This is a genomic window from Nocardia terpenica (genome assembly GCF_013186535.1).
Lineage (GTDB): Bacteria > Actinomycetota > Actinomycetes > Mycobacteriales > Mycobacteriaceae > Nocardia > Nocardia terpenica.
The window spans coordinates 822,158-836,449 of sequence record NZ_JABMCZ010000001.1; the positions used below are offsets into that span (position 1 = coordinate 822,158).

11 protein-coding genes and 1 pseudogene are annotated in these 14,292 nt (G+C 69.5%); 1 reads left to right on the forward strand and 11 read right to left on the reverse strand.

Annotated elements, in window-relative coordinates; translation table 11 throughout:
- Window positions 1-37: 37 nt before the first annotated feature.
- The 11 genes and pseudogenes from HPY32_RS03640 to HPY32_RS03685 form a co-directional block, all read right to left on the reverse strand.
- Window positions 38-847, reverse strand: coding sequence for an ArsR/SmtB family transcription factor (locus tag HPY32_RS03640; protein WP_082870964.1), 810 nt, complete (start codon window positions 845-847; stop codon window positions 38-40).
- Window positions 840-1,385: a CapA family protein gene (locus HPY32_RS03645; protein WP_171982801.1), complete on the reverse strand. Its 546-nt coding sequence runs from the start codon at window positions 1,383-1,385 to the stop codon at window positions 840-842. Before HPY32_RS03645 ends, HPY32_RS03640 begins: the two co-directional genes overlap by 8 nt.
- 37 nt (window positions 1,386-1,422) lie before the next feature.
- Window positions 1,423-2,037 (reverse strand): annotated as a pseudogene (locus tag HPY32_RS46465) (CapA family protein); the annotation flags it as partial.
- Window positions 2,038-2,079: 42 nt separating this feature from the next.
- On the reverse strand, window positions 2,080-2,610 hold the full coding sequence (locus tag HPY32_RS03650; RefSeq protein WP_067583295.1) for a RidA family protein: 531 nt from the start codon (window positions 2,608-2,610) through the stop codon (window positions 2,080-2,082).
- A 27-nt stretch (window positions 2,611-2,637) separates the two neighbouring features.
- Window positions 2,638-4,263, reverse strand: a complete 1,626-nt coding sequence (locus HPY32_RS03655) for a long-chain-fatty-acid--CoA ligase (protein WP_082870965.1) — start codon at window positions 4,261-4,263, stop codon at window positions 2,638-2,640.
- Window positions 4,264-4,342: 79 nt separating this feature from the next.
- Window positions 4,343-5,755: a class-II fumarase/aspartase family protein gene (locus tag HPY32_RS03660; RefSeq protein WP_067583298.1), complete on the reverse strand. Its 1,413-nt coding sequence runs from the start codon at window positions 5,753-5,755 to the stop codon at window positions 4,343-4,345.
- Between the two features lie 42 nt (window positions 5,756-5,797).
- Window positions 5,798-7,780: an FAD/NAD(P)-binding protein gene (locus HPY32_RS03665; RefSeq protein ID WP_067583301.1), complete on the reverse strand. Its 1,983-nt coding sequence runs from the start codon at window positions 7,778-7,780 to the stop codon at window positions 5,798-5,800.
- Window positions 7,781-7,787: 7 nt separating this feature from the next.
- Window positions 7,788-9,110, reverse strand: coding sequence for a 3-deoxy-7-phosphoheptulonate synthase (aroF, locus tag HPY32_RS03670; protein ID WP_067583304.1), 1,323 nt, complete (start codon window positions 9,108-9,110; stop codon window positions 7,788-7,790).
- Window positions 9,107-10,090 (reverse strand): methionyl-tRNA formyltransferase, encoded by a 984-nt coding sequence (locus tag HPY32_RS03675; RefSeq protein ID WP_156674231.1) that lies wholly within the window; start codon window positions 10,088-10,090, stop codon window positions 9,107-9,109. The genes aroF and HPY32_RS03675 overlap by 4 nt, the downstream gene beginning before the upstream one ends.
- Complete coding sequence (locus HPY32_RS03680) at window positions 10,087-10,971, reverse strand: ThiF family adenylyltransferase (RefSeq protein WP_067583311.1); 885 nt, start codon at window positions 10,969-10,971, stop codon at window positions 10,087-10,089. Before HPY32_RS03680 ends, HPY32_RS03675 begins: the two co-directional genes overlap by 4 nt.
- 179 nt (window positions 10,972-11,150) lie before the next feature.
- On the reverse strand, window positions 11,151-12,116 hold the full coding sequence (locus HPY32_RS03685; RefSeq protein WP_082870966.1) for a ParB/RepB/Spo0J family partition protein: 966 nt from the start codon (window positions 12,114-12,116) through the stop codon (window positions 11,151-11,153).
- 544 nt (window positions 12,117-12,660) lie between these two features.
- On the opposite strand from HPY32_RS03685, the gene HPY32_RS03690 reads away from it, so the two are divergent.
- Window positions 12,661-14,220: a class I adenylate-forming enzyme family protein gene (locus HPY32_RS03690; protein WP_082870967.1), complete on the forward strand. Its 1,560-nt coding sequence runs from the start codon at window positions 12,661-12,663 to the stop codon at window positions 14,218-14,220.
- Window positions 14,221-14,292: the final 72 nt, after the last annotated feature.

Consider the following 14,292-nt stretch of genomic DNA (forward strand, 5'->3'; position numbering starts at 1 on the left):
GACAAGCACCCCCTAGAGTCGAGCGTTCCGTTTTCCTTCAGCGCCAGTCGTTTTCGCTGGACGCCGCGCGGTCCGGGCCGAAGGGCTCGGCGTCGGGATCCACGCCGAGCGATTCGTACAATCGCCGCGCGCCCTCCTCGGTGACCCGGACGATCCGGTCGCCGAGGCGGGGCCGGACGATCCACCCGCGATCCAGCAGTTCGGCGGTCAGCATCGACGCCAGCGTGCCGGCGAGGTGGTAGCGCCGCTCGCTCCAGTCCAGGCAGGGGCGCACCAGCGGTCGTCCGGTCTTGGGCACATCGCCGCAACGCACCCCGAGGGGCGCGAACTCGTCCCAGCGGAACCGATCGACGCTCAGCGAGTCGCCGTCGACATAGATCAGCCCCTGGGCGAGCAGCGCGTCCGCCAGCGCCACCCCGAGTCGTCCCGCGAGATGGTCGTAGCAGATCCGCGCCTCGTTCAATTCGTCCAACTGCCGCGCGGTGCGCAGCGAATTCGGCGACGGGATCGGGGCCAGCGCGGCGAGCGCCTCCAGGATGGTGGCGACATCCGCGCTCGCCAACCGGTAGTAGGCGTGCCGACCCCGGCGTTCCACGCTGAGCAACCGGCGCTGAACCAGTTGCCCCAGATGCTCGCTCGCCGTCGCCCGGGAGACCCCGGCGATCCGGGCGAGCTGGCTGGCCGACATCGGCTCGTCACCGACCAGCGCGCTGATCATGGTGACCCTGGTCTTGTCGGCCAGCAGGCGGGCGACGACGGCGATATCGGGGCCGACATACCTGCGGCGCAGGGCCGACGACCGCAGCGACTCCACGTTCTCCTCGGGCTTGCGGCGCTGGTCAGGCATGGGACACGAACTGGATGGCGTCGTCGGGAAGACCGGAATCCGGTTGCGGCCGAACGAGTTCGGTTCGCAGCAGTTCCTCGGCGCAGCAGCGGCGCAGATACTCCACCACGCGCTGCCCCTGCGGGCTGTCGGCGGCGAACGGGATCGGCTCGTTGGCCCGGTCGATCACCGCGGGTCGGAACCCGGCGGAGACGACGTTGTCCGCCGCCGCGCCCTCCCGGACCCGGATCACGGCGATACCGGTCATGCGGGAGTCGGGGTGGAACGGCAGCAGCGGGTAGTCCTCCCGCGGCCGAATGCGGTACTCGCCGAATCGGCGGGTGAGCGCCAACTCGTCCTCCGGCGCGGCCGCGGTGAGGTAGCCGTCCCTGGCCTGCCGCTCGGGCAGTCCGGGCAGGTCGAACAGAAAATGGCCGAGCCCGTAGAAGATCGGCTTGCCCCGGTAGAACTCGACGCCGCGGAGCATGTGGTGATGGTGTCCGACGACCGCGTCCGCGCCGGAATCGATGGCGAGGCGGGCCGGTGCGGCGCTCGTGATCGGTCAGCACGAACGGCCGGGTGAAATCGCCCCAGTGGAAACTGGTGACCACGACGTCGGCGCGCTCGCGGGCGGCCTCGATATCGCGCCGCAGCGCGCGGACGTCCTCGGGGAACGCGGTGGTGGTGACCTTGGGCAGCAGCCCCGGGTTCCACTCGTTGAGTTCCCAGGGGGAGTAGTGCGTGTGCGCCCGGATCGGCGCGAGCCCGGGCACCCCGGGACGAGCCTCGTACCCGTGCGGGAAAACCGCCGCATACGCCAGGAAGGCGACGCGCGGCGGACCGTCGACCACGACCGGGGTCCGGGCCTCCACGATGTTCTCACCGGCCCCGACCGGCTGGATTCCACGGTCCAGCAGCGCCTTTCGGGTGCCGAGCAGGGCCGCGTGGCCACCGTCGACGCTGTGGTTGTTGGCCAGCGACATCACCGTGAACCGGCCGCCCGCCAGCGCCCGGGCGTTCGCGGCGCGCGTGACCACCGGCGATCCGGAACTCGGCGCCCGCTCCCAGGCGTCGCTGAAGACGCCCTCGCAGTTGCCGAAGACGATGTCGCCGTCGGCGAGCGCGTCACCGGCGGCGTGGAATGCGCCGGTGGGCGCGGCGCGGTCGATGAATACATCCCCCACGGCGAAGACAGACAGTTCGGCTGTCACGAAAACCCTCCCCTTTCTCGGTGTTTCGAGGTCGCGCGGCCGTCACTCGGCGGACTGCGCGTGCAGCACGAGCTGGGCCTCGATCTCCACGGGCTTGTTCCACGGCAGACCGGCCACGCCGATCGCCACCCGCGCGTGCGTGCCGATCTCCCGGCCGAACGCGGTCACCAGCAGCTGCGAGGCCGGATTGAAAACCCCTGGGAAATCGGTGAACTCGGGCGTGGCGCTCGCCATGCAGTACAGCCGGCGCCAGGCCCGGATCCGGCCGAGGTCGCCGATCTCGCGTTCCAGATCGGCCAGGATGCCGAGCAGGGTCTTGATCGCGGCCTGCTGCGCCCCCGCCAGGTCGACCTCGGCGCCGACCCGGCCGGACACCTCGTCGACCTCGCCGTCGGCGTCGATGGGGACGTGCCCGGAGACGAACACCTCGTTGTCGATGACGCGAATCAGGCTGGACGGGATGGCGATCCGCTCCGGAAGCTTCCACGCGACGGGCAGCCGGTGGCCCGCCTCGGCGAGTCGGCGCCGGACCTCGGCGCCCGTCACGCGTTCGGCGCTGGTTGTGCTGGTCATCTGTATTTCTCCTTCCGTGGCATCCGGTCAGGACGCCGGTGACGGATCGGCGGCGAATTGTCGGCGCAGCGCGTTCTTGTCGACCTTCCCGACACTGGTGCGCGGCAGCGCGGGGGCGAAGACGATGCGCTCGGGCAGCCATGCCCCCGGCACCCTGGTCAGCAGGTGGTCGACGAGCTCGGCCGCGGTGGGCGCCGGTGCGGCGTCTCGGACGGAAACCACGGTGGCCCAGGGCCGTTCGCCGAGTTCGGGGTGCGGCACGCCGACCACCGCCGCCTCCGCGACGCCCGGGTGGCCGGTGAGCTGCTCCTCCAACTCGACGGTGGAGATCAGCGCGTCGCCGGAGCGCACCAGGTCCTTCATCCGATCGACCACGCGCAGATAGCCGAGCCGATCGATGCGCGCCGCGTCGCCGGTGCGCAGCCAGCCGTTGTCGAAGGTGTCCGGCCGGGCGCCGTCGCGGTAGTACTCGGCGGCCACCCAGGGGCCACGGATCTGTAGCTCCCCGATGGCGCGGCCGTCCCACGGCAGCTCCGCGCCCGCGTCGTCGACCAGCCGCATCTCGACCATCGGCGCCGGACGGCCCTGGGAGGTCAGGTAGTAGCGCAGGGTCTGCTCGTCCGGCGCGTCGCCCGCCTCCTGCGGCAGGCGGTCGAAGCAGCCGTGCCCGCTCGTCTCGGTCATGCCGAAGACCTGCACGATCGGCACGCCGACCTCCTCGGCGAACGCCCGCGACAGCGCCCGGGGCACCGGGGAACCGCCGCACAGGTATTCCCGCAGGGAGGACAGATCGGTCCGGGTGCGCCGCCAGTGGTCGAGCAGGCCGGGCAGGGCCGCGCCGAAACCGTCGGCGACGGTGGGGCGTTCGGTCGCGATCAGCTCGCAGATCGCGGCGGGGGACTGGTCGGCGCCGGGCAGCACCAGGCCGCAGCCCTGCATGGCGGCGGCGAACGGCAGCCCCACCTGGCTCAACGACAACGGCACCAGCGGCAGCAGGATATCGGTCGCGGCAAAGGATTTGGCGTTGGCCAGGCCGCTGCACATGCTCTGCAACACCGTGCTGCGGTGGCTGAACAGCACGCCCTTCGGCCGTCCGGTGGTGCCGGTGGTATAGCTCAGATGGGCGGGCGCGTTCTCGTCGATCTCCGGCCAGTCGACGACGGGTTCGGCCGCGGCGAGCAGCTTTTCGTAGTCGCCCGGGTCGTCGGAGTCGTCGGCCGTGCCGTCGGGCAGCACGATCTCGAGTCGGCGGTGACGCAGCAAATCCGCGGCGCGCCACCAGGATTCGCGCAGGCCGCGGTCGCACAGCACCAGCCTGTCGTCGGCGTGCTCGACCAGGTACGCGACCTGTTCGGCGTCGAGACCGACATTGATGGTGTGCAGGACCGCGCCGATCGAGGTGACCGCGAAGTACGCCTCCACGTGCCGGTGGGTGCTGGTCGCGAAGGTGGCCACCCGGTCGCCGGGCCGCACGCCGAGGCTGCGCAGCGCACCGGCCAGTCTCCTGGCCCGGCCGATCACCTCGCCCCAGGTGCCGCGGTGGATGCCGGTCGGGAATCGGGTGACGACGGGCCGCTCGGCGAACAATCGCTCGGCCCGCGGCACGATCATCTCCGGGATCGTCAACGGCCTGTTGCCCATGCCGGACTGCATCGGCTCACCTCTCGTCTGTTCGAAATCGGTGCCGTGGAGAAGGATCGGCTCCGACTGTAGGTCTGGAACAGCTCGGCGCTCACCGAACTGTGCTCGCGGCGCGGTATCGGCGCAGTGCGCGCTCGACCAGCGCCTCCGCCGCGCCGAGGTAGGTCTCGGGCCGGATCAGCTCGCGCAGGTGGTCGCGATCGAGCTGGTGTCCGGCCGCACGCGCCGACTCGGTGAGCAGGTCGGCGAGGTCGCGACCGGTCGTGCCCGACTGCCGGGTCGCCTGTGCCAGAAGCTCTTTCGCCGCGCGTCGGCCCAGGGCGGGCGCGAGTGCGACGGTGAGCCGTTCGGACACCACCGCGCCCGCGGTCAGCGCCAGGTTGGCGCGCATCCGCTCGGGGAAGACGGTCAATCCGGCCAGCAGCTCCACGGCATTGCGCGCCGCACCGGCGGTGAGCCGCAGGGCTTCCCGCAGCGGCTGCCACTCCGCGTGCCAGCCCCCGGCCGAGCGTTCGTCCTCCACGATCATCGACTGGTACAGCACCAGCGCGTACGGCGGCACCTGGCGGGCCGCGGTGGCGATCATGGTGGCGTACACCGGATTTCGTTTCTGCGGCATCGCCGAGGACGCGCCGCGACCCGCGGCGGTGGCCTCGGCGACCTCGCCGATCTCGTTGCGCGTCAGCACCTGGACATCGGCGGCGATCTTGCCGAGGGCGCCGGTGGCGACGCAGAGCGCCGCGGCGACGTCGGCGATCGGGGTCCGCGCGCCGTGCCAGGGGACGAGCGGTTCGGCCAGGCCGAGCTCCGCCGCGAACGCCGCGGCGAGTTCGATCGAGCCGTCGGCTCCCGCGCCGTTCGCGTATTCCTGGTACGCGGCAAGGGTTCCGGCGGCGCCGCCCAGCGCGGCGGGCAGCCCGCCGTCGAGGACGCGGCGCACCCGATCGATCGCGTCGAGCAGCAGTTGCAGCCAGGTGGTGGCCTTGAGGCCGAACGTAATCGGCACGGCGTGCTGGGTGAGGGTCCGCCCGGCCATGGGGGTGCCGCGGTATCGGTCGGCGAGCCCCGCGGCCGCCCCCGCGGCGCGCCGCAGATCGTCGAGGACGCGCCGCAGCGTTCGGGCGCACAGCAGCATCATGGCCGAGTCGAGGATGTCCTGACTGGTACTGCCGCAGTGGACGTGATCGGCGGCGCCGGTGTCGAGCGCCGCGACCGCGGCGGTCAGCTGGGCGACGAGCGCGACGACCGGGTTCGCCGTCGTGCGGACGCCCGCGACGAGCGCGCGGAGATCGATGCGCCCGGCGTCGGCCGCGGTGGCGATGACCCGCGCCGACTCGGCGGGAATCATCCCGCACCGGGCCTGCGCCCGCGCCAGGGCGACCTCGACCTCCACCATGGCCCGCACCCACGCCCGGTCGTCGAGGAGTTCGCCGACATCGGTGTCGGCCCATCCGGGCGACAGCAGCCCGGTGTCGGCGTATTCGAGCACTCCGTCGTTCGTCATGGTTTCTCGTCTCGTTGTGGAATGTCTTGCGGTGGAATGGATTCAGCCGGTCGACAGGGCCGACGCGCCGAGCCGGGAGGCGGTCAGGCCCGCCCGGGCCACCGAGTCGGCGTCGCCGAGGATGACCGAGTCGACGCCCGGCCGGATGCCCGCGGCGGTCACCCAGTGCACCGTCTCCGTCGGCACGCCGAAGGCGAACCGGCGCGGATGGGGACGGCGGTTCCCGTCGAGCACGTGGTAGGGGCGCTGGGTGACGGCCAGCCCACCGGTTTCGTAGTACCCGCCGCCGCGAATCGGGATGCGGTGCGGCGCGCACTCCCCGCGGGCGAGCAGGCGTCGCAGCAGGGGATCGGTGGTGCGCCGGATGTCGGTGTCGGGCAGGCGAGCCTCGATCAGGGCCGTCGCGCGGTACCCGGAGCCGGGTATCGCGGGGGACCGGATGCGGAATCCGTCGCCGTCGTCCGGACATTCGATCGTCACGTCCGGTCCGACGACGGTGAGCACGCCCGCCTCGATCAGCGCGATCATCTCCTCGATCCGGGATACCGGGGGGCCGATGGAGAGAAATCCGTTGAACGGCGTGTACCACCGCTGGAGTTCGTCGCGATAGGAGTCGCCGCCGAGGCCACCGTGGTCGACGACGAGCCGAATCTCGTTGCGCAGGTCCCGCAGTACGTCCAGCGCCGCCTTGAGGGGGCCGTCGACATTGCCGCGCCGCGCCGCGCGGACGTCACGCTCCAGATAGTCCAGCAGCCAGCTCCGGAACTCGGCGACGCCGGTGAGGCTCCGCTCGTCGTACGGGTACGCGATCCGGTGCCAGTCCCACCGCTGCGCCGCCGAGATCCCGAACCGTTCCAGGAGCGCGGCTTCCGCCGGAGACTCGTGGTGGCTCAAGGGATTCGACGATCGTGGGTGGCCCGAGAGCTCCGCGTGGGCGACATAGGAGTGCAGGAAGGCGTCCGCGTCGCACCGGCAGCGCCGATCGGCGATCAGCGTCGAGTAGTAGACCGCGCGCACCTCGCGGTCGATGATCGGCCAGACGTCGGCATCGAAGGCGACGGGTTCGCCGCGGTCGGCCCGGCGTCGCATGCGGTCGATCACGGGCGCGGTGAAGAACAGCGGCGTGTGCCGACCGTGCGGTCCCTTCTGATTCTCGCCGCGGGCATGATAGGGCACGCCGCGGCGCGATCCCGCGATCAAGATCGGCTCCAGCCCGGAGCGCTCGTAGCGCAGCCGCCCGTCCGATCCGCGCGTGAAACTGCCGCCGCGCCCGGTCGTCAGCAGCGCCATGTAGTCGAAGAAGTTGAGCCCGAGACCGCGCAGCGCGGTGGGTTGTCCCGGGGCCAGGCGATCGACGTCGACGTCGGCGGGATTGCCGGGCGGCACGTAGAGCAGATCGCGGCGTCCGGCGAAGTCGGCGAGCGCCCGCTCCCGGTCGGTCGGCCGCGTGCCGGTGTGCCCGAGCGTCAGGATCACGGCGTCCAGGCCGGGCAGCGTCGTTCCGTCGGCGAGGGTGACGATCTGGCGGCCTTCGTCGTCGTCGGCGACATCGATCGCGGTGCGGCAGTGCGGGGTGATCGCGATGTCCGCGGGAGCGGTGTCGGTCAGATGACGCAGCACCCAGGCGAGGTAGCGCCCGTAGAAGGCCCGGGTGGGATAGGTGTCGGGGCCCAGCGTCGCGGCCTCGGCGCGGACGTGCTCGGGAAGCCCGGGAAACGGATCGACCAGCGCGACGAATCGCGCCCATTCGTACAGGCTCGGGCCCGGCACGATCGGTCCGGCACACGACACGCTCTCGTCGACGAACATCGTGATCTGCGCGGCGACGGTATTCATCAGCAGCTGCGGCGGCTGATCGGTCCGCCAGACCCGGCTGCCTCGGCCCAGATGCGGATCGACGAGGTGAATGTGCAGGCGCGCGCCGGGGCCGAGCAGGTCTCGGGCGTTGGCGCAGAGGCGTTCGAACACCGACAGGCCCCGCGGTCCGAGTCCGACGATGCAGACCGTGGTCGTGCTGGAGTCCATGGTGTCGTCACTCGGTGGCCGACGGCAGCGCGGGCAGCGGACCGCGGCCGAGCCGGAGCAGCGCCGCCGCCAATTCCTGCCCGCCCGGCCCCAATTCGCCGTATCGGCGCAGCACGTGCTCCTCGCGGCGGTGCGCGATCCGCTCACCGCCGCTCGCCACCCGGGTATGAACGATCTTGCGGGACACCGCGGTTCGCCGCCGGACCAGATCACGGATCTGGGTGTCCATCGCGTCGATCTCGCGGCGCAGCCCGGCGATGCGGTCGGCGCCGTCGGGCGGCTCGGCCGCGGCGTCGCCGGGCGGGTCCCAGCTCGCCGTCGCGGTGCGCCCCAGGGTCGGCGACAGCATGCGCACGACGTCGGTGAGTGCGTCCACCTCGTCGGGGCCCAGGGCCTGCATGCCGTCGCAGAGCGCCCGGTGCGGCGTCGGATGGACGTCCACGATCAGGCCGTCGGCCCCGGCGGCGACCGCCGCGCGCGCCAGCGGCAGCACCAGATCCCGATCTCCGCCCGAGTGCGAGGGATCCACGACGACCGGCAGGTGGGACAGCCGCTGCACCAGCGGAATCGCGCTGATGTCCAACGTATTTCGGGTCCGGGTCTCGAACGTGCGGATGCCGCGCTCGCAGAGCACGATATCCAAAGTGCCTGCGTGGGCGACGTATTCGGCCGCGAGCAGCCACTCGTCGATCGTGGCGGACAGGCCGCGCTTGAGCAGCACCGGTTTGCCCACCGCGCCGACGGCCGCCAGCAGCGCGAAGTTCTGCATATTGCGCGCGCCGATCTGCATCATATCGGCATGCGCGGCAACCACATCCACGTCCCGGGTGTCGAGCACCTCGGTGACCACCGGTAGGTCGGTCTCCCGGCCGACGTCGGCGAGGATGCGCAGGCCCGCCCGGCCCAGCCCCTGGAACGAGTAGGGCGAGGTGCGCGGCTTGAACGCGCCGCCGCGTAGGACGGTGGCGCCGGCGGCCTTCGCCAGCAGCGCCGCGTCGAGCATCTGCTCGGGCGATTCGACCGCGCACGGTCCCGCGATCAGCGTGCACCGGCCGGGCCCGAACGGTACCCCGGCGACGGATACGGTCGATCGCGTCGCGTGGCCCTCGCGGGTCACCAGCTTGTAGGGCGCCGAGATCCGGATCACCTCGGCCACCCCGGCCGCGCTGACCAGCGGCAGCCGTTCGAACCGCTCGATGTCGCCGACGAGGCCGATGATGGTGCGACTGCTGCCGCGGCTCACCACCGGCGTCCCACCGGCCGAATTCACCATGCCGACAACCGATTCGATATCCGCGTCACCGGCGTCCGGGCGCATGACCACGATCATCCGGCCACCTCCTCGGGCACCCGGGCGCCGAGCGTGACCCCGTCGGGGAGCAGTCCCGGATGCTGGTCCACGCGGACCTCGGCGCCCTGGTTCTCGATGGTGCGGATGCGCAGCCACGTGTCGTTCGCCGCCACGAGCCAGGCGCCGCCCACCCGGCGCACCGTGCCGGTACGCGCCAGCGGCAGGCGCACGCCGATATCGGAGTCGTCGAGCGACAGCAGGACGATCCGCACTCCGTCCGACCGGAACGTGTGCGCGCCGGGGTGGCGGTAGCCCGCGCGCACGATCCGCCGGATGTCTTCGGCGCGGGACTCGAAATTGATCAGGTAGTCCGCCGGACGTGGGCGGCCGAAGTAGCTGCGCTCCCGCGGATTCTGCGGCGTGGTGGTGAACGACCGATCGGCCAGGCGCGGAACGAGTTCCGCGAGCATCCGCACGTTTTCGCGCTCCTGCATGCCGCGCAGTTCGACGGCCGATTCCCGCCCGGTCAGCCGCATGCGCCGCTGCATGATGATCGGCCCGGTGTCGACGCCCGCGTCCACCTCGATCGCGGTGACCCCGCCCTCGCGCTCGCCGTGGCGGACCATCCAGAAGAACGGGGCCAGACCGGCGTAGCGCGGCAGCGGGCTGGGGTGGAAGTTCACCGCGGTGACCGCGGGCACGGCCAGCAGCGCCGGTCTGAGTATCTGCTGGTAGTTGCCGACGATGAGATAGTCGGGCCGAAGCTCGACCAGGGTATCGATCATCTCGGGCGCATTGACGTCGACGGGCCGGAAAACGCGCACGCCGAGGTCGCGTGCCTGCGCCTCGAGGTCCACCTGATCCGAATCGTGCACGAAATACGAGCACAGCCGTCCCGGTCGTGAGGTGACCACGCCGACCAGGTCCACGTCGGGATGCCCGGCCAGGAGCGCCAGAAACGGCGAGCCCAGCTTGGAGTTTATCTCCGACAGCAGGATCACCCGGATTCGGTTGTTCATCCGGCCCACCCCGCCCGCTGCACCAGTTCGGCCTTCCAGTTCACGGTGTCGAAAATCGCGTATCCGGGCTGCACGGGCAGGACGGCCCGGCCGGGGATGTCCAGAATTTCCTGGGTGAGCAGTTCGGTGAGAATGCCTTCCGCCAGCGGCGGGCAGGCGCCGAAGATCGGCATTCGATGCATGTCCACGAACCAGTGATCGAGGGCGGCCCGGCTCGGATAGGCCGGAATCTTCGGCATGATGCGTTCCATCAGCCGCCGTACCGTCTCGGGGGTGAGCTCGGCGTTTTCGTCGAGCCCGTACACTTCCTCGATGGGCATCGAGTCCCGGGTGTATTTGAACACGATCACCGTATGCCCGACGGTGGGTATGTTGAGCATGAATCGGCACCGCTGCGATGCGCGGTACGCTCGGTGCAGGGCATAGCGGTTCTTGATCTGGAAGAACTCCATCTGGTCCATGACGTAGTCGCAACCGTCGACGAATTCCACGGCGGTATCGGGTGTCAGACCGTCCGGGAATACGTCGATGTTGACGTCCTCGGTCAGGGCGAAGGCCTGCTCGGCCACCACCTCGGCCTTGTTCCGGCCGACGGTGTGCAGGTCGGCGCCGAGCTGGCGCTGGATATTCGAGATCTCGAAGGTATCGGGATCGGCCAGTTTCAGATTCCGTACCCCCATGCGGACGAGCCGAAGGGCGACCGCGCCGCCGATGCCCCCGGTGCCGACGATGCCGACGACGGAATCCCGTAGCCGCTCCTGTCGCGCGCGTTGTTCGGGCAGGGTATTTCCGAGCCAGCCGAGATTGCGGTCCACGCGCTCCCAGTAGAGTTCGTCATTGTATTCGCCCCGGTAGCTTTGTCGCTGGTCGGCAACAGTCACTTCGACCCCCTGAAAACAGGTTCCCAACAGTAGGTTCCACTCATTTGTAGTCCAGGTTCGGTCAGGTCCGCGCCTAAGTGTGCTTCGGAATTCCGGAACTTTACGATGAGCCGGGTGGTGAAATGTTCAACTATATTGTCGGTGGTATGTTTCAGGTTTCGGGTCGAAGATTGCAGAATCTAGGACTGCTCGTCGAGTTCCTCGGCGATCTGCGCCCACTTTTCCGCGCATCCCCGGGCCAACTCGGCGACGGTGGCGGTGCAGTGCGGCGGAATCGCCCGCAGGAAATCTTTCGAATTGTCCGGATCGATCTGATGGACGCCGAGCCACTGCAGCAGGGATCGGCCCGCTTTCGAGAATCTCAGCGAGGGGTCTCGGCGCAGTTTGTCCAGGGCGATCTCGAGATTCATGGCCGTCGGTGTGACCGGCCGACGCCGAGACAATGCCGATTGCGACTTCGCGTCGCGCATTCGGTTCGGCAGCGGGTCGTCGCCTCGACGCATTCGCCGGCGCACATCGCGGGCGGTCTCCGGGGAAATGCCCGCCGCCTCGGCGATCTCGCGCAGGGATGCCTCCGGGCGGGCGACGATGATGTCGCGGGCCCGGAGCCGGCCCGCGGCGCCACTGAGCGGGCGGATCCGCCCGTCCACGCCGACCCGGGTGTCCGACTGCTGGAATCCTGAGGTTGGACGGCGCCGAATGGCACCGATCGTGGTGTCGGCGAGCCCGGTGATTCCGGCGATGACCCGATTGGACCACTCGGGGTGCGCGGCGAGGATGCGCTCGGCCGCCGCCTTACGATCCGGTAGCGACAGCGGAAGTCCGTGCGTGACATTGGCCTCGACCGCCCGGACGAACGCGTCGTCGCGGCTGCCGTCGAAGAACTCGACCTCGATGGCGGTTCTGCCGAGCAGCCGGGCCGCGCGCAGCCGATGCATGCCGTCGATCACGCGCAGGGTACTGCGATGGACGAGGATCGGGGGCAGGACCGCATTCGACTCGGCGAGCAGGCGCACGTGCCCGTCGTCCTCACCCTTCGATCGCGGGGAGTCCGCGGGTAGCAGCGAGCTGATCGGTACCAGGCACGACGCCGATTTCTGTTGCGACACAACGCAACTGCCCTGCCGGCCGTCGTTGCCCTGCATGAAGCGACCTCCCCCTGGTGTCACCGGCACTCGGTCGGCGGCGGCATACTCCCGGATACCGCCCCGATTTCGCTCGCGCCGGCCCGGCCGTCGGAGTGACTGTTGCAAGCCCACGGCTCCGGTACCCAGCGCGGAGTGCCCACGGCCACTGTGGTAGAAGCTAATCTAATTGTCAACTGCCGCAGCCTGTTCCGTCCCACCGAGAGGGACGGTCGGCCGGGTCTCGGAGCAGCGATCGCGACAATGGTCAAGCCGGTAATCCGGTGGTCGCGCCGGTTGACTCGCGCCGAGCGGCGGGCCTACCCTGAGACCCGGGTGCTTCAACCATCATCAACGACCTTCGTTCGAGTTCGATTGACAAGGGTCGAGGTCGAAATATTCGGTGCCGGAGAAGTGATGCGCGCAGGCGAGAAGAGGCCGCCAGATCATGGACCTCCTGGACGTCGTCTACCGCCTGGAACAAGCCGAACGCGGCGGAATCATCGAGGAGAACGCATTACATCCAGTGGACGCATCTCGACGCTGAACGCCTGGAAAGGTCACCATGACGACGAGCTCTGCAGCCGAGACAACGATGGTCCGCGTCGCCCTTACGGCGTTTGCGCAGCGCCGCCAGCAGGTGGCGATCACTCATGCGGGTGGTGATTCGACCTATGGTGAACTGCTCGACCGCACTTACCGTTTGGCACGCGCCCTCGGCGCCCAGGGACTGAAGCGCGGTGATGTGATCGCGCTGGCGACAGGCGCCCATCCGGATACCTTCGCGCTGCGGTTCGCGGCCAATGCGCTCGGCTGCGCCACCACCGTTCTCTACGACGATCTGGCACCGGCGGTACTGGTGGAGATGCTGCGCACCGTTGGTGCGGCGGCGGCCGTCTTCCGGCCCGATCACGATGCCGACCGGATACTGGCGGCCGTGAAACAGGTGCCGGGCACCGCGGCTCTGGCGCTCGGGGATCACCCTGATGCGGTGAATCTGGCGAAGGCGGCCGCGGCCGAGTCCGGTGAGCCGGTCGAGATCCAGGCCCGCCCCGAGGATCTGGCCTCGATTCGACTCACCGGCGGCAGCACCGGGACGCCGAAGGGAATTCCCCACACCGCCGTCGCGCCTGCCTATTTCGCCCCGGACGTGCTACCCGGCTTCGCCATGACGCAACTGCTGTGCACGGCCATCGGACATCTCGGAGGGACGATAGCCGAGGTAGTTCTGGCCGCAGGCGGGCGTGTGGTGTTGCAGGAGAACGGATTCGACCCCGGCGATGTACTGGCGGCAATCGAGCGAGAGAAGATCCAGTACGTCTGGATGCATCCGGCCATGTTGCACCGGCTGCTGGACCACCCCGGCCTGGCATCCACCGACACGTCCAGCCTGCGTTCGCTCACGATCGCCGGCGCGCCCAGCACACCCGAGCGGATAGCGCAGGCGCTGAGGCGTTTCGGGCCGATCATCACCCAGGGATACGGGACATTCGAATTCGGGCAGATCACCCTGCTCAGCCCCGAGGAGCACCAGCGGCCGGAATTGCTGACGACCGTCGGCCGTCCGGTGCCCGGCGTGCAGGTGAGCATCCGCGACCGCGAGGGGCAACCGCTCGGCATCGGGGCCACCGGTGAGATCTGGGTGCGCGGAAGCGGTTTGACGAGCGGTGTGATGTCCGGCTACTACAAGCGCCCGGACCTCACCGCCCAGGTAATCCGTGACGGCTGGTACATCACCGGCGACCTCGGATTCTTCGACACCGATGGATATCTCAGCGTTGTCGGCCGCAGCAAGGACGTCATCCTTGCGCGCGACAAGGTACACCCGGTCCAGGTGGAGAACGTACTGCACCGGCATCCACACATCCAGCAGGCCGTCGTCTTCGGCGTCACGAACGGTGTCGACAACGACGAAAAGGTGGGTGCCGCAATTGTTCCCACGCCCCCACAGCACGATCTGTCGACCGACGACGTGGCCGACTGGGTTCGCTCCGAACTGGGTGGAGCATACGCGCCCGAAGTGGTGCTGATCCTGCCCGAGATTCCCATTGTCGGCAGTGGCAAGCCCGACCGCGCCGGATTGCAACGCATGGCCAGGACCGTACCAAGATCCGATTTAGACTGATACGTAATTATGAGATCCAACGGTCTTTCATATGGGTTGACCATCTGGCGACGGATGCCTTATCTTGATGAG

Bases quoted from the DNA above. Each gene is read 5' to 3' on its own strand.
- HPY32_RS03640 (WP_082870964.1), bottom strand. From the start codon at position 847: ATGCCTGACCAGCGCCGCAAGCCCGAGGAGAACGTGGAGTCGCTGCGG.
- HPY32_RS03650 (WP_067583295.1), bottom strand. From the start codon at position 2,610: ATGACCAGCACAACCAGCGCCGAACGCGTGACGGGCGCCGAGGTCCGG.
- HPY32_RS03655 (WP_082870965.1), bottom strand. From the start codon at position 4,263: ATGCAGTCCGGCATGGGCAACAGGCCGTTGACGATCCCGGAGATGATC.
- HPY32_RS03660 (WP_067583298.1), bottom strand. From the start codon at position 5,755: ATGACGAACGACGGAGTGCTCGAATACGCCGACACCGGGCTGCTGTCG.
- HPY32_RS03665 (WP_067583301.1), bottom strand. From the start codon at position 7,780: ATGGACTCCAGCACGACCACGGTCTGCATCGTCGGACTCGGACCGCGG.
- aroF (WP_067583304.1), bottom strand. From the start codon at position 9,110: ATGATCGTGGTCATGCGCCCGGACGCCGGTGACGCGGATATCGAATCG.
- HPY32_RS03675 (WP_156674231.1), bottom strand. From the start codon at position 10,090: ATGAACAACCGAATCCGGGTGATCCTGCTGTCGGAGATAAACTCCAAG.
- HPY32_RS03685 (WP_082870966.1), bottom strand. From the start codon at position 12,116: ATGCAGGGCAACGACGGCCGGCAGGGCAGTTGCGTTGTGTCGCAACAG.
- HPY32_RS03690 (WP_082870967.1), top strand. From the start codon at position 12,661: ATGACGACGAGCTCTGCAGCCGAGACAACGATGGTCCGCGTCGCCCTT.